16 protein-coding genes are annotated in these 14,473 nt (G+C 69.1%); 8 read left to right on the forward strand and 8 right to left on the reverse strand.

The window, feature by feature from the left end; genetic code table 11:
• Positions 1 to 104: 104 nt before the first annotated feature.
• A complete protein-coding gene (locus AB0B96_RS26205) occupies positions 105 to 251 on the reverse strand; it encodes a hypothetical protein (RefSeq protein ID WP_362902667.1) in 147 nt (48 codons plus the stop codon).
• A gap of 142 nt (positions 252 to 393) precedes the next feature.
• On the opposite strand from AB0B96_RS26205, the gene AB0B96_RS26210 reads away from it, so the two are divergent.
• Complete coding sequence (locus AB0B96_RS26210; RefSeq protein ID WP_362902669.1) at positions 394 to 1,611, forward strand: MFS transporter; 1,218 nt, start codon at positions 394 to 396, stop codon at positions 1,609 to 1,611.
• 43 nt (positions 1,612 to 1,654) lie between these two features.
• On the forward strand, positions 1,655 to 2,362 hold the full coding sequence (locus AB0B96_RS26215) for a CGNR zinc finger domain-containing protein (RefSeq protein WP_362902671.1): 708 nt from the start codon (positions 1,655 to 1,657) through the stop codon (positions 2,360 to 2,362).
• A gap of 146 nt (positions 2,363 to 2,508) precedes the next feature.
• Here the strand turns inward: AB0B96_RS26215 and AB0B96_RS26220 are convergent, their stop codons facing one another.
• Together AB0B96_RS26220 and AB0B96_RS26225 are read right to left on the reverse strand one after the other, a co-directional pair.
• Positions 2,509 to 3,660: an HNH endonuclease gene (locus AB0B96_RS26220; RefSeq protein WP_362902673.1), complete on the reverse strand. Its 1,152-nt coding sequence runs from the start codon at positions 3,658 to 3,660 to the stop codon at positions 2,509 to 2,511.
• Between the two features lie 228 nt (positions 3,661 to 3,888).
• On the reverse strand, positions 3,889 to 4,203 hold the full coding sequence (locus tag AB0B96_RS26225) for a hypothetical protein (protein ID WP_362902675.1): 315 nt from the start codon (positions 4,201 to 4,203) through the stop codon (positions 3,889 to 3,891).
• Between the two features lie 163 nt (positions 4,204 to 4,366).
• Between AB0B96_RS26225 and AB0B96_RS26230 the strand changes: the two genes are divergently transcribed.
• Positions 4,367 to 4,882: a DUF4240 domain-containing protein gene (locus AB0B96_RS26230; protein WP_362902677.1), complete on the forward strand. Its 516-nt coding sequence runs from the start codon at positions 4,367 to 4,369 to the stop codon at positions 4,880 to 4,882.
• A gap of 20 nt (positions 4,883 to 4,902) precedes the next feature.
• Here the strand turns inward: AB0B96_RS26230 and AB0B96_RS26235 are convergent, their stop codons facing one another.
• Entirely contained in the window at positions 4,903 to 6,099 is a 1,197-nt protein-coding gene (locus AB0B96_RS26235) for a cytochrome P450 (protein ID WP_362902679.1), read from the reverse strand.
• Between the two features lie 521 nt (positions 6,100 to 6,620).
• Between AB0B96_RS26235 and AB0B96_RS26240 the strand changes: the two genes are divergently transcribed.
• A complete protein-coding gene (locus tag AB0B96_RS26240; protein WP_362902681.1) occupies positions 6,621 to 7,139 on the forward strand; it encodes an O-acetyl-ADP-ribose deacetylase in 519 nt (172 codons plus the stop codon).
• 65 nt (positions 7,140 to 7,204) lie between these two features.
• On the opposite strand, the gene AB0B96_RS26245 is transcribed toward AB0B96_RS26240, so the two are convergent.
• Both AB0B96_RS26245 and AB0B96_RS26250 read right to left on the reverse strand, forming a co-directional pair.
• Complete coding sequence (locus AB0B96_RS26245) at positions 7,205 to 7,639, reverse strand: DUF4345 domain-containing protein (protein WP_362902683.1); 435 nt, start codon at positions 7,637 to 7,639, stop codon at positions 7,205 to 7,207.
• A complete protein-coding gene (locus AB0B96_RS26250; RefSeq protein ID WP_362902685.1) occupies positions 7,636 to 8,457 on the reverse strand; it encodes an NAD(P)H-binding protein in 822 nt (273 codons plus the stop codon). The genes AB0B96_RS26245 and AB0B96_RS26250 overlap by 4 nt, the downstream gene beginning before the upstream one ends.
• A 132-nt stretch (positions 8,458 to 8,589) precedes the next feature.
• Between AB0B96_RS26250 and AB0B96_RS26255 the strand changes: the two genes are divergently transcribed.
• Entirely contained in the window at positions 8,590 to 9,591 is a 1,002-nt protein-coding gene (locus AB0B96_RS26255; RefSeq protein WP_362902687.1) for an AraC family transcriptional regulator, read from the forward strand.
• Between the two features lie 135 nt (positions 9,592 to 9,726).
• Positions 9,727 to 10,542 (forward strand): neutral zinc metallopeptidase, encoded by an 816-nt coding sequence (locus AB0B96_RS26260; RefSeq protein WP_362902689.1) that lies wholly within the window; start codon positions 9,727 to 9,729, stop codon positions 10,540 to 10,542.
• A gap of 70 nt (positions 10,543 to 10,612) precedes the next feature.
• Here AB0B96_RS26260 and AB0B96_RS26265 read toward each other — a convergent pair whose 3' ends face one another.
• Positions 10,613 to 11,464, reverse strand: coding sequence for a phosphatase PAP2 family protein (locus AB0B96_RS26265; protein WP_362902691.1), 852 nt, complete (start codon positions 11,462 to 11,464; stop codon positions 10,613 to 10,615).
• A gap of 389 nt (positions 11,465 to 11,853) precedes the next feature.
• Here AB0B96_RS26265 and AB0B96_RS26270 point away from each other — a divergent pair, with 389 nt between their 5' ends.
• Both AB0B96_RS26270 and AB0B96_RS26275 read left to right on the forward strand, forming a co-directional pair.
• A complete protein-coding gene (locus AB0B96_RS26270; RefSeq protein ID WP_362902693.1) occupies positions 11,854 to 12,546 on the forward strand; it encodes a response regulator transcription factor in 693 nt (230 codons plus the stop codon).
• Positions 12,540 to 13,808, forward strand: a complete 1,269-nt coding sequence (locus AB0B96_RS26275) for a histidine kinase (protein WP_362902695.1) — start codon at positions 12,540 to 12,542, stop codon at positions 13,806 to 13,808. The genes AB0B96_RS26270 and AB0B96_RS26275 overlap by 7 nt, the downstream gene beginning before the upstream one ends.
• On the opposite strand, the gene AB0B96_RS26280 is transcribed toward AB0B96_RS26275, so the two are convergent.
• The gene (locus tag AB0B96_RS26280; protein ID WP_362902697.1) at positions 13,757 to 14,458 is read right to left on the reverse strand and encodes a hypothetical protein; all 702 of its coding nucleotides are present in this window, start codon (positions 14,456 to 14,458) and stop codon (positions 13,757 to 13,759) included. The two genes, AB0B96_RS26275 and AB0B96_RS26280, sit on opposite strands and share 52 nt — an antisense overlap.
• Positions 14,459 to 14,473: the final 15 nt, after the last annotated feature.

The following is a 14,473-nucleotide window of genomic DNA, read 5'->3' on the forward strand; positions in this document are numbered from 1 at the left end:
CGGTGAGGTTGGCGCCCGTACGAATCTCACGAAGGCGCTGCCCGAGAGCTTCGGCGGCCTGCCTGGCGGGGCTGAGTGAGCCCCGCCCGGAAGTTCGTCGGGGGTCAGTAGTTGAGGTAGAGATCGCAGGCGCGGTCGAGGGCTTCTTCGGCGGTGCCGACGGGTAGCCCGGTCGGCACGCCCCTGCGACCCTGGTGAATTTCCAGGCGCACGACATGGCCGGAAGCCGCCTCACGCTCGGACTCCTGCACGGCCGTCAACGTACCGTCTAAAACGCATTGACCGGTAGCATGCAAACGTCTAAATTCATGCTCAACAGGGCATTCCCACGATATGACATGAAAAAAGCTACCTTCATCATCTCGAACGATGGTGAACCAGTGAGGAGACCGCGTGCAAGAACGCTTCGGAAGCAGGTCGGCGATCGTCGCACTGACCGCTCTGACCCTGGCCGTGTTCATCTACGTGACCACCGAGTCGCTGCCCATCGGCCTGCTCTCCCTGATCGCCCAGGATCTCGGCACCAGCCCGTCAGCGGTCGGGCTCCTGGTCACCGGATACGGCCTGATCATCGTGCTGGTGTCCCTGCCGCTCACGCGACTGACTCGCCGGCTGCCCCGGCGGCGACTGCTGTGCGTTTTGTTGGGCATCTTCGTCGTGGCGACCTGCCTGTCGGCCATGGCGGGGAACTACTGGCTGCTCATGGGCGCCCGGATGGTGACAGCGTTGAGCCAGGCGTTGTTCTGGGCCATCGTGACGCCCGCCGCCGCCGGCCTCTTCCGGGCAGAGGTGCGCGGCCGGGCCCTGTCCATCCTGTACGCCGGTGCCTCCAGCGCCGCGCTGACCGGCATCCCGGCGGGCACGTGGCTTGGCCAGCAGACCAACTGGCGGGTGGCGTTCCTCGCGCTCAGCGGCCTGGCCCTGCTCGTCCTCGCCACGATCGCGGCCGTCCTGCCCGACACGCCCGCCGGGCAGGGCGCGGCGGACCGGGGCAGCGCGCCCGACCGCGGCCGGTACCTGTCGATCGTGGCCACCACGGCGGTCGCGGTCACCGGCGCGTTCACGGCGTTCACCTACATCAGCCCGTTCCTGAGCGACGTCAGTGGCTTCACAGAGTCATCGATCGGCCCGCTTCTGCTGGTACGCGGGATCGCGGGCCTGACCGGAGTGCTCATGGTGGGCTACCTCGTCGACCGCCATGGCTGGAGCACCATGACGGGGCTCATAGGCCTACAGACGTTGGCGCTCGCCGGGCAGTACGCGTTCGGCGCCTCCCCGGTCGGGGCCGTCATCGCGATATCCCTGTCCGGCTTCACTCTCGCAGGCCTGACCGCCGTACTGGGATCGCGGGTGCTCGTGTACGCGCCGGGCGAGTCGGTCATGGCGAGCGCCGCTACCTCCATGGCGTTCAATGTGGGAATTACCGCGGGCGCGTTCCTCGGCAGCGTGCTCCTGCCCGGTCCGGGCGTGCGCAGCACGGCACTGGCCGGGGCGCTGCTCAGCCTGGCGGCGTTCGCCATCGTTCTGGCCGAGCCGTTCCTATCCAGCCGACGGAAGGGCGCACCGGCCATGGCCGCCGCCCCTCTGCCCGAGGGCGCCCGAGTCACGTGATCCGATACTCAACCCACCAAACCGTGCAACCTTCTTTCCTGTCTTGAGTGGTAGCATCAAGGGCATGATGCTCGACGTGGGACACCTTCCCCTGGTCGGCGGGCACCCCGCGCTCGATCTGGTCAACACGCTCGAACGAGGGGTACCGCTCGACGGCGGGCCGCCCCACGACTATCTGTCCGACGCCCCCGCATTGCTGCGCTGGGCGGCCAGGGCAGGCCTGATCAGCGACGCGGAGCGCGATCGGGCCGACCAGGCGTGGCACGACGATCCCGCGTCGGCGCAGGCGGGGCTGGCCACCGTACGCGACATCCGGGAAGGGCTGCATCTCGTGGTGCTCGCAACGATCCGGCCTGCCGACGGCGGGCCGGCGGACGACGCGGGCGAGGGGGATCCGATCGCGGCCGGGGCCGCGCTGATCGTGCTGCACGAGCGATGGGCCGGGGCGGCTGCCAGAGCCGCGCTGGTGCTCGACAGAGGCGACCCGCCGCAGGTGCGGCTCACCTACGGCACGATACCCGCCATGCTGATACCCGACCGGGTCGCCGAGGCCGCACTCGACGTCCTGCGGACGGCCGACCTGCCCCGGGTACGCCGCTGCCCCATACGCGAGGGCGGCTGCGGATGGCTGTTCCTCGACCAGAGCCGCAACGGCTCACGCCGCTGGTGCCGCATGGCCGACTGCGGCAACACGGCCAAGGCCCGGCGGCTCACCGAGCGTCGCCGCGCCGCCCGGGGCGGCCCCCCGTAGGACTCGTACGCGATCAACGGTCGACGCCGCCCCCAGGCAATGGGTCACCTCGCCGCTCGCGCCCGGCTGGAATGTTATCGGCGGCTTGGTGCGACCCTGCCTACCGATGGCGTCCCCGCCCTCGCCCCGCCGGGAAGAATCTCGGCTCAGCTCTGCTTGGCGATGTTCTGCCGGTGGTAGTCGAGGTGATCCTGGCTGATCTCGTGGTTCTGGACGACTCGGAGACGGCCGAGCGAGGCGCCGGACACCGTGTCCTTCGCCGTGAGGTCCGCCTGGATGGTGATCATTCCTCGGTCCAGCAGGACGTGGTGGTTAGGGCAGAGGCAGAGCAGGTTGCCGGGTTCGTCGGGGCCGTTGTGCGGCTTTCCGAGCGGGCGGATGTGGGCGCCCTCGGCGTAGAAGCCCCGGTGGAGGGTGAGCCGGTCGCCGCAGATCTGGCAGTGGAAGTCGTGCGCGCCCTTGATCTGCTCGGAAAGCAGGGAGTCGCGGATGATGCGCTCCACGATCATCTCGCGACGACTGGCCGGGGAGGACACCGCGTCGAGTCCGACCCGCGCGAGAAGCCTGTTGTGGTCGACGCCGTGGAAGTACGCGCCAAGCAGCCTCACGACGATCTGGGCACGAACGTCCTCCCGATCGGTGACGATCTCGTACGCCCACGGCAGCAGGCCGCTGTCCGGCTGGTGCTCTTTCATCCACTGCTGCGCGTGCCGACCACTGGCAGCCGGCATGTCGGCGTGGCCGGGCAGATCCCAGAGACCGTGGTGGTAAAGCCACAGCACGGGGAACTCCGGGTTGGGTCGGTCCTCTTCCAGACCGAACTCCTCGATGAGTCGCCCGAGTTCGCGGTAGGTGCTCTCCCACCGCCGCAGACGTGGCTTCCCCTGCGCCGCGCGGCCGATCGCCCAGAGCAGGGTCAATGGCTGGTGTCGTTTCCGCGCACCAGATGTGGGAGAAACAGCGGGCTTGAGCGAGTCGACCTTCTGTAAGAGGTCTTCGACGGAGGACACCTCGGCAGCCTGCCCCGGTTTCGTCACTTCAAAGCCCAGTCCACCGAGCACCCGAGCAACGGTTGCGTTCCCCCCGGAGAACTCGCCGGGACGCAGGGGCCTGCCGCTGATTCCCCGGTACGCAACTCCGGCGATCGCCTTGGAGTCGTACCGCTTGCCGTCATGCACGAGGAAGTAGTCGAGGGCGGGCCGGTAGCCGTACTCCCTGAGAAAGGCGTCGCGGCCCAGCTTGTCGCATTCGTCGATGGCGGCGAGCACCATCTCCCGTCGAAGGTCGGAAAGCGCCACCCCACAAGCCTATGCGGGCGCCGCCGGAACCGCTGCCTATTTCAGGCGAAAGCGGACTTAAGGTCAGCCGCAGCGTCGACCGAAATCCTCCGCATCGACAGCGGTGACTTCCTGGAATCGACTGCACACCATGGGCGACAGAGTTCAGCCTTTACTCGTGACGACTGAAGCGAAGAGCTTCGCAGGGTCGGGTCACTTCTGAACTGCATGGAGGGCGGGAAGAGCCGGTCAGAGGAATTCGAAGCTGTGTCTGCCCACATGCTCGGCCGGCAGGCAGCACGCGTCCTCGCTGATCGGCTCTGTGGTCAGACAGTTCGGAAGCACCTTGAGCTCCCCGTGGATGTCCTCGGTGTCCCAGGTCGCCCACCAGTCCGTGACCGACGACCCCTGCGCCAGGGTGACGTGCCGACCGCGATGTCCCGCCTCCAGAGAGCACCGCATGTAGGGCTCCACGATGAGTCCTGGGCACGGGAGGCTGGAGAGGAACTCCCCCTGGACCTGGGTCAACTCCACGATGGCCGTACAGAACGGCAAGGGCACCATGCGCTAACAGTAGGCACAGCTCAGCGGAGGTGTCCTCCCTTTGGGGCGATGACGCCGACGGCGTTGCCACGGCGGCCTTCGCGCTGGTCATCGCCCGGACGGCGGCTGACTGTCGGTGCTCTCTGGTTGGGTGAGCGGCACCGATATGAGAAAGGCGACGATCATGAAAACTGATGAAGGTTTCTGGGACCTGGTGGAGGCGGCCTGGGCACCGCTGGGAGTGGAGGTCAATCAGGCGCGACGGGAGTTGACACATCGGACGCCCGCCCTCGACGAGGACCTTCACGGCAAGCCTCCGCTTGTCGTGGTCGAAGCCGCCCTGAAGGAGTTTCTGAGCAACCTCGGCTCCCTCAGCGAGGGGTTGTCGGCGGACGAGCTGACGGATCTCGATCGGGTGGTCGAGGCGAAGCTCCACGACATCGACCGCGCGGACATCCAGGCGGTCACCGATGGTTCCGACGACGGTTTCCTCTACGCGCGTGGCTTCATCGTCGCGATGGGCCGCGACTTCTACACCGCGGTGGCCGAGGATCCGAAGAAGGCGGTGCTGGATGCCGAGTGTGAGGAGATGTGTTACTTCTTCGCCCATCTGCACCACGAGCGCCATGGGACCTTCCCTGACACCGGATCGGGAATCTCCCGCGAGTCGTGCTCGAACCCGGCCGGCTGGCCTCGCTGACCGAGTTCCGCTCACCCCCATTACGCGACGGGAACCGGCGGATCCCAGGTGATCGGTAGTTGGGCGATGCCACCACCGAGCTTCCGTTCGCTCATCCCCCCGGAGACCGGGATGTCACTGACCGGGATCGCCAGGCGCATGGTGGGCAGCCGGGGCAGAAGCCTGGCGAGTACCTCGCTGATTTCCAGCCGAGCCAGTGGGGCACCGAGGCAGTAGGTGATTCCGTGGCTGAACACCAGGTGGGGGTTGGGCGATCGGGTGACGTCGAACCGTTCCGGGTCCTCGAACACCCGGTCGTCGAACGCGGTCGAGCCGTGGTCGCACAGCACGAGGTCGCCGGCGCGGATCGTGACCCCACCGATCTCGATGTCCTCGCTGGCGTAGCGGGGCAGCGCGGATTCGGCGAATTTGCTCATCCGCACCGCCTCCCCCACCGCGCCGGGCAGCAGTTCCGGGTCATCGAGCACCAGCTTGTGCTGGTCCGGGTTCATGGCGAACAGCGCGATCGCCGCGCTGATGCTGTGCGGAGTCACCTGGTACGACATGGTGACAAAAGCCAGCAACGCACCGACGAAGTCGTTGGGGAGTCCGGATTGGCACAGCGCCGAGGCCAGATCGTCGCCCGGTTGCACGCGTTTGCGCTTGGCAACCTCGCTCAGGTATCTGAACAGCTCCTGCGCCTGGCCCAGTCCCGCCCCCACCCTGCTGACCCGGTCGAGCACCACCTGGTATTCCGCTGGATCCGCTATGCCGAGCAGGTCGCACAGGATCTGATAGGAGAACGGCAGCGAGAACTCGGTGTGGATGTCTATCGGCGGCTGCTTGGCGAGTACGGCGTCGAGATACTCGTCGACCACGGCGCCGACGCGTGGCCGCATGCCGGCTATGCGCTTGGCCGAGAAATACGGGGTGAGATTCGACCGGAGGGCCTGATGCGCACGATGCGCCTCAGCCGGATCCTGGTTCGACACGACCAGGTCCAGCATCGGGCTGTCCAGGTACCGTGCTCTGTTCGGCGGGTCCGGGTGGGTGGTCCCGAGTCGGTCGTCGAGCAGGAGTTGCTTGAGTTCGGCGAGCCGGGTCACCAGCCACGCTTCATCGCCGACCGGGGTACGAACCCGGACGATGGGGCCGCTGTCTCGCAGTTGGCGGATCAACGGGTTCAACTGGCCTAGACATCCAGGTTCGCCCAGTGTCGGCAGTTCGCTATGGACCATCCAAGCCCCCCGAGGTTTGGTTTGAGCGCCACGCTATCGCTAGATGATCTCCTCTCTATAGCTAGGGGTTTTCTCAGATGCATCGGCAATTTTCAGGTCGCACACCATCCCGGCGTCCCGTTAATCCTGTTTCATCCCATTCGTCCTTTTCGCGGCTCGTCAGGCGGTCTCGGAGTCGCGACAGGCGTACAGGTCGGCCAGGAGCTTGCCGCATCTCTTCCGCCTCGTCTTCAAGGGGCCGAGACGCCGTCGCCCCCAAATCTGCCGCTTGGTCCACTTCGACGGCCGCCTTGGCCTCCTCGGCACAGGTAGCAGCGGCTCCAGCCACGCCCACCGCGCATCGGTCAGGTCAAACCGCCTCGTCACCGCCAAGGTGGCCACCAGGTCTCCGGTGTTCAGGTTCTTCTTGGTCGATCACCGCAGCAGGAGATCCCGGCGACGCCTCTGCCGTCAACTCCATTGGGTGTGGCCGCATCGTGAGCGGCGAACCGCGTCGAGGCTCTGCTGACAGACTCGTTCTCATGAGAATCACGCTGGTCCAGGGGGACATCACCGCGCAGCGCGTCGACGCCGTCGTCAACGCCGCCAACTCCTCGCTGCTGGGAGGTGGCGGGGTCGACGGGGCCATTCACCGGCGTGGTGGCCCCGCGATCCTCGCCGCCTGCCGTGAGTTGCGCGCCTCGCACTACGGCGGGGGACTGCCGACCGGTCAGGCCGTGGCCACCGTCGCGGGTGAGCTGCCGGCCCGCTGGGTCATCCACACCGTCGGCCCCGTCTTCTCCGCCACCGAGAACCGCTCGCACCTGCTCGCCTCCTGCTACCGCGAGTCCCTTCGGGTCGCCGACGAGCTGGGTGCCACCAGCGTCGCCTTCCCCGCGATATCCACCGGCGTCTACCGCTGGCCCGTCGACGACGCCGCCCGCATCGCGATCGGCACCGTACGTGCCGCGCCGACCCGGGTGACCGACCTGCGGCTCGTCCTGTTCACTGCCGACGCCTACGGCGTCTTCGAAAGGACACTTGAGACCGAGGGCCTCTGACGAACGGTCCAGCTCGACCGATCGACCCGCATGCCGGACACCCCGACCGTCTCGCGCCGGTCGGCTCAGGCCGAGATGCCCCGATGGCGATACCGTACGAGAACGAAGACGCAGGCCAGCCCGATGACCAGTTCCAACGCGGTCGCGAGCACCAGCCCGCTCGCCGGTATCCCGTCCAGAGTGATGCCCAGCAGGCGGGACAGGCCGTAGGAGAGGTACATCACGGCACCGGCGAGTGTGGCGGTGAAGGCCAGCCGCGCGACGAACGCGCCGAGCGCGATCAGTGCGCCGGTCGCGAGCAGCGCGCCGCCCCCGGCCCTGATCTCGCTGAGCAGGCCGGCGTCGCTCCCGAGCTCGATGCCGTTGGTGCCGTGGAAGGCCGCGGGCGCGAACAGTACGGCCGCGCCTATCCCGATCATCACCGCGCCGGACACGAGCAGGACGAGTCTCAGCGGTCTCGCGTGCCGCATCCTCATCATGTCCTGCGGCGGGCTCGTCATCTCCACGTCCCGGAGGCGGCGGCCGTACGGCAGAAGTCGGTGAAGTCGCGGGGTTCGCGGCCGAGTGCCTCGCGCACGCCGTGGGCCACCGAGGCGTTGCGCCCGTCGAACACCTCCTTGCACAGGTCCGTGAGCAGGTCCGCGTAGTCGAGCCCGGCGCTCTGCGCCACGGCGGCGTGAAACACCTCCGGTGAGACGGCGACGTACTCGACCGGCCGGTCAGCGGCCTTCGCGATCTCGGCCGCGGCCTCGTGGAAGGTGAGCGCGCGCGGCCCGGTGAGCTCGTAGAGCCGACCGGAGTGGCGGTCGTCGGTGAGGGCGGCGACCGCGACGTCGGCGATGTCGTCGACGTCGACGAACGGCTCCGCGACCTCGCCGGCCGGCAGCGCGATCACGCCGTCGAGCACCGAGTCCCGCAGGTTGCCCTCGCTGAAGTTCTGCGAGAACCAGCTCGTGCGGATGAGCGTGTGGCTCAGACCGGACTCGCTGACGATCCGCTCGCAGTGCTGCGCGTTGGCCTCGCCCCGGCCGGAAAGCAGTACCAGCCGCCGGACGCCCTCGTCGACCGCGCAGGCGGTCAGCTTCTCGATCGCGGCCGGTGCGCCGGGGGCGGCGAGGTCGGGGAAGTAGGAGATGTAGACGGATTCGGCGCCGCGCAGTGCCTGGCGCCAGGTGTCGGGCCGCTCCCAGTCGAAGGGTGGGTCGAGGTGGCGCGAGCCGCCCCTGACCGGGTGGCCGCGCTCGGCGAGCCGGTGCACGATTCGCCGGCCGGTCTTGCCGGTCGAGCCGATGACGAGGGTGACGGAGGTGCCACGCATGGTCCAGATGCTCCCTTGGTTGTCGGTGAGTCCAGTTTTGTGCGGCACCCGTGGACCAACAATAGAAAAAGATCCGCTCTCCTTTGCTGTTCGTCCAGGTTTGTGGACGGTCAATGAGGCATGATGAGATCTGTGCCAAATGTCCCCCGCCCGTTCCCCGCTCCCTCCGATCTGCTGGGCGAGAGCCTGCACCTGCTCCGGCTCACCGGCACCCTGTACTGTCGCGCCGAGCTCACCGCACCGTGGGGGATCGAGGTGCCGGCGCTCGACGGGTTGATGGCGCTGCTGGTCGTCACCTCGGGCCACTGCCTGCTGGAGGTCGACGGAGCCGAGCCGCGCCTGCTCCGGCAGGGCAGCCTCACCCTGATCCCGCACGGCATCCCACACCGGTTGCGCAGCGATCCCGGAGCCGACGTCGAACCGCTCTTCGACATACCGGTCGAGCAGGTCAGCGAGCGCTACGAGATCATGCGCCACGGTGGCGGCGGGGACCTCACGCACACCACCTACGGCGTCGTGCACTTCGACCATGTGGCCGCCCAGCGCCTCGTCGCGCAGCTTCCCGAGGTGCTGCACATCGACGCCTGGGACGAGGACACCGCCAACTGGCTCAGCAGCACGCTCCGGCTCATCTCCCGTGAGGCTCTCGCCCTGCGGCCGGGCGGGGAGACCGTCATCACCCGGCTCGCCGACATCCTCGTCGTCCAGGCGATCCGCTCCTGGCTCGACTCGGCGCCCGAGGCGAACCGGGGCTGGCTGGCCGCCCTGCGCGACGAGCAGGTGGGACAGGCGCTCGCGTTGCTCCACCGCGCGCCCGAACGGCAGTGGAGCGTCGCCTCGCTCGCGCGGGAGGTCGGCATGTCGCGTTCGGCCTTCTCGGCGCGGTTCACCGACCTGGTCGGTGAGTCCGCCATGCGCTATCTCGCCCACTGGCGCATGCAGCTGGCCCGCATGCACCTTCGGCGCACGTCGGAGCCGCTCTCGGTGGTCGCCCGCCGCTTCGGTTACCAGTCCGAGGCGGCGTTCTGCCGGGCTTTCAAACGGGCCTTCGGTGTGCCGCCGGGCAACGTCCGCCAGGCGTCGGACGAGGTGAGCCTGACGGCGCGAGGGTGGGACGGTGCTCCGGCGCGTTGAGCCGCGTGGGCGGCAAGGACGTCGGGAATTCCACGCCGGGAGCTCTGAAGCGGGAGCTCTGAGCCGGGAGTTCTAAGCTGTCCGATCGTGCGCTTCCTCCCGCTCCGTGCCGGTTCCCCGCGACCTCTCCGACACGTGACCCTGTTGTCCGCCGTGTGTCTTGCCGTCCTGCCCGCCGGAGCCGCGCAGGCCGCCTCCCCCGAGTCCACGCCGGCGAAGCCGTCGAAGCAGGCCGCCACGTCCGGCTCTTCGTCTCCAGGGCGGACTGTCGCGCCCAAGCCCTCGTTGCTGAAGTCCGGGAGGTTGGCGACCACCTCGTGCCCGGAGCCACCGCTCGTCGACAGGGGCATCCCGCGGCCGGGCGAGTATCTCACCGCGGTCACGAGGTGTCTGAGAACCTCGTGGTCCGCTCATTTCGCCCGCGCCGGGCTGCGCTTCCGTACGCCCACGGTCCGCATCTACTCCGAGCCCGAGCGGCGCGTCTGCGGAATAGCGTGGCCCACCGGCGCGGACGCCTTCTACTGCACGGAGCGGGCCACGCTCGTGTTCCCGCTCACCGGCCTGTGGATCGAGGACAGGACCGACCTGTACCCCTTCAAGGTGGCGGCGCACGAGTACGGCCACCACCTGCAGAGCCTCACCGGCATCAGGACGCATTTCGAAAGGCGCGTCCGCGCCGAACGCACCCGCCATTTCGAACTCCGCCGCCGCTACGAACTCCAGGCCGACTGCCTGTCGGGGGTGTTCCTGGGCAGCGTACGAGACTCCCTGCCCCGTACCGAGCAGGACTGGAAGGCACTGTCGGAGACGATCCGCGCCAACGGCGACGAGGGCGAGTACCGCACCCACGGCAGCGGCGTCAACCGGGTCCGCTGGTTCGAACGCGGCTACCGGGCTGTCTCCCCCGGCGCCTGCGACACCTGGACCGCCACGCCGTCCCGGGTGTCCTGACCCGCGAACCCCGGCCGACGCGGCGCGGGGAGGGCTTCGGCTCCAGCCGGCTGCCCGTGTCGCCGGGAACCTAGGGGTTCGGGCCGGCGCGGTGCCTGCCCACGGGGGCGACCCGGCGATCGGCGTACCTGTCTATGGGAGCGACCGGCCGATCGGCGTACCCGTCCTCGGGAGCGATCGGACTGTCGGCGTACCCGTCCCCGGTGGCGGAGCCGTTCCGGCCCAGACTCTCCAGCAGCGGCGACACCAGCCGCACCGCCGGCGGTGTGAACGTGAGAAGCACCGCCGTCACCACGGCCGCGGCGAGGAGCACACCGGCGAGCACGTCGTGCGGGTAGTGGACCCCCACCATCACCCGGAGCAGCGCCGCCGCCACGGCCAGCGGCAGGGTCACCGCGGCGAGGCGGGGACGGAGCAGGGCCAGTCCGACCGCGAGTCCGGCGGCGAGGGTGGCGTGGTTGCTCGGAAACGACCAGTCCCCCACGCCGGGGCACTCCGCGATCGCCGCCGCGGCTCCCGGCACCACCCGGCAGGGGCGTTCCTCGACCACCATCAGCTTCACCGTCTCGCTGATCGCGTAGGCGGTGACGGTGCCCACACCGATCATGACGGTTCCCGCGACACCGCGCGCGTCGCCCCGGCGCAGGGCGGTCCACCACACCCAGACGAGGATCAGGCCGAGGATGACGAGGGTGCCCTCGCTGGCTATCTCCATCGCCGTACTCGCCCAGGTGGGCGCGTACGCCATCGCCTCGGTCACCGATCGGTAGCCGGAGGCCGAGATGCCTTCCACGACCTTCGCCGGACCGGGTCCTTCCGTTCCCTCCGGCGAAAGCCAGGCGACGGCCCCGGCTCCCAGGCCCAGTGACGCGGTCGAGCCGAGCAGCCGGTTGCGGAGATTGTTCCCACCGTCAGTCTTCATAGCGGATGATCATAAGAAGGAACGTGGCATAACGCCTAAATGAACAGCATTTAACTTCACGATGAAGGCCGGTCGTCATTCGCGGCCAGGTGTCGGGAGCCATCCCCCGGCTCTCGGTGCGTTCCGCGATCGGCCGCGGTACGCCGTCGACCCGACCCGACCTCGCCACAGCCTCACACCGTCCCCTCCTCGTCCCGCCCTGACCTTGCCTCCGCCTCACGTCGTCCCGCCACGGCCTCGCCTCCGCCGGCGGGTCGAACCCTGCCGAGACGCGGTAGCCGCTGCCATCCGCCGGGTGACGGATCCGCGCTCCGCCGTACGACGGACGGCCGGACGGCCCGTACCCCGTCCGGAGACGGGGGGTGGACGGCCTGGGTAGCATGCTGTGCATGCCTGGCACGACGACCGGTCTCGCGAGGATCAGGCTGGTCATCGCGGACGACCAGGCCATGATCCGCACCGGGCTGCGTTTCGTCGTGGAGGCCGCGACGGACATCGAGGTCGTCGGGGAGGCGGGCGACGGGCTGGAAGCCCTCTCCGTGACCCGGCGGCTACGACCGGACGTGCTGCTGATGGACATCGCGATGCCCCGAATGGACGGCCTGAGCGCCGCCCGGCGACTGCTCGCGGACCCGCATCCGCCCCGGATCGTCATGCTGACCACCTTCGACACCGACGAGAACCTGCATGCCTCGCTCCGCGCCGGAGTGAACGGCTTCCTGCTCAAGTCCTCGCCCCCCGAGCAGCTCATCGAGGCGATACGGGTGGCGGCGGCCGGCGAGGCGCTCATCGACCCGGCGGCCGCCATGCGGGTCATCGCCTCGTTCGCCGCGCACCACGAGCCGGTCGCACCGCCGGAGCTGGCCACGCTCACCCCGCGCGAACTGGAGGTGCTGCGCCTGCTCTCCCGAGGACTGTCCAACCCTGAGATCGCACGGGAGTGCCAGGTCGGCGACGCGACCATCAGAACCCACGTCGCCCGGGTGCTGCACAAGCTCGGCCTGCGCGACCGGATCCAGGCCGTCGTGTTCGCCTACGAGGCCGGGGTCGTGCGGCCGGGACAGCAGGACCGCCCGTGCTGAGGAGACTGCTCGGCGACTGGCGGCCTACCTGGCTGGATCTCCTGCTCTCCCTCGCCGTGGTGATCACCGGCCTCGCCGAGTCCTTCGGCCGTCAGGGCTCCCAGCCCGGCCAGATCAGCGACCCGGTGCCGCTGGCGGTGGGGGCGGTCGTCACCGGGACGCTACTGCTGCTCCGGCGTAGGTTCCCCACAACCCTGCTCATCGCGCTCATCTCGATCGGCCTCACCATACGGACGGTGGCGGGTGACGGCTACTACGCCGCCTGGCACTTCTACTCGACGCTCATCCTCGTCCACACCGTGGCGAGCGCCGCGGAGCTGCGCAGCCGCCGCGGGCTCGCGGGACTGGCGTGCGTACTGGTGGCGTACGCGAGCCTGCAGACGTTCCAGCGCAACGACATCGCCGAATTCATGATCGGCGCCGTCTTCATCGGGGTGGCGTACGGGAGCGGCATCCTGCTGCGCCGCCAGATCGACCGGACGTTGCGGCTGGCGGAACGCGCCGTTCGCCTTGAGGTGGAACGGGAGGAGCGGGCCCGGCAGGCGGTGGCGGAGGAGCGGACCCGGATCGCGAGGGAGCTGCACGACGTCGTCTCGCACAACGTGAGCGTGATGACCCTGCACACGGGCGGGGTGCGGATGCGACTCGGCGAGGAGCACCGGCGGGAGCGTGACATGCTGCTCGGGGTCGAGAAGGCGGGTCGCGAGGCGATCGAGGAGCTCCAGCTCATGCTGGGAGTGCTCCGCGGGAGCGGCGATCCGAACCCCGGCGCCTCCCAGCCGAGCCTGGAGCGGCTGAACGAGCTGGTCACGCAGGTCAGGGAGGCCGGGTTGGACGTACGCCTCCGGATCACCGGCGAGCCGCGTCCCCTGCCGCCGGGACTCGCGCTCTCCGCCTACCGGGTGATCCAGGAGGCTCTGACGAACGTGCTGAAGCACTCCCCCGCCGCCGCTGCCGAGGTCGTCGTCGCCCACGGGCCGACCGGGCTGGATCTGGAGATCACCGACGACGGCACGGGCGACGGCACTTTCCCGGCCGACGTGCCCGACTCGGACGCACAGCGCTCGGACGGACAGCATTCGGACGGACAGCATTCGGACGGACAGCGCTCGGACGGACGGTACTCCGGTGGGCACGGTCTGATCGGGATGCGTGAGCGGACCGCGATGCACGGCGGCGAGTTGTCCGCGGGCCCCCTGCCCGGTGGCGGTTACCGGGTGGTCGCCCGGTTTCCGCTGGACGCCTCGGTGGCGACCGGCTGAGCCGTTTCCTGCCCGGCCCACTCCGCGTCGCTCATCCGCAGCATCCGCAGCCCGATCGCGCCGGAACCGGCCAGGTAGAGCAGGCCGCCTACGGCCGTGCCGATCGGGAAGACCGGGGCACCGAAGATACCCGCGATGATCGCGAAAGGGGCCCACCACGGCCCGTGACCGGCGTAGGCCAGGACCAGGCCGAGCAGGAACAGGCCGAGCAGCCCGAGGAAGCCCGGGATCTGGAACCCGAAGGTGGCGCCGGGGTCGGAGAACGCCTGTTCGGCGAGCTTCGCGCCCTCGGCGGGCGGCAGGGCGCGTTCGAGCCGGGAGTAGAAGAAGTCCCCGAGCATCAGCCCGGAGAAGTTCACCACGCCGAGGAGCGCGAGACCACCGGCGAGATGGCCGAAGACGACTCCCCGGTGCCGGATGAGGTGGATCATCCCGATGATTCCCGGGATCAGCAGCACCCAGCTCCAGTGCAGCAGCGAGGCGCTGACCGAGACCTGTTCCGGATACCTGCCGTAGACGCCGGTGGTGTCACCGCCCTGCCGCAGGGCCGGGTCGGCGACGACGCCCGCGATGTAGATGAGCGGCGCGACGATGAGGCACACCCCTGCGGCCCATCTGCGGAAGCCGAGTGGATTGGAGAGCGATGGCATGAGATCTTCCCTTGC

It is taken from the genome of Streptosporangium sp. NPDC049046, from assembly GCF_040649155.1.
In the GTDB taxonomy this organism is placed as follows: Bacteria; Actinomycetota; Actinomycetes; order Streptosporangiales; family Streptosporangiaceae; genus Streptosporangium.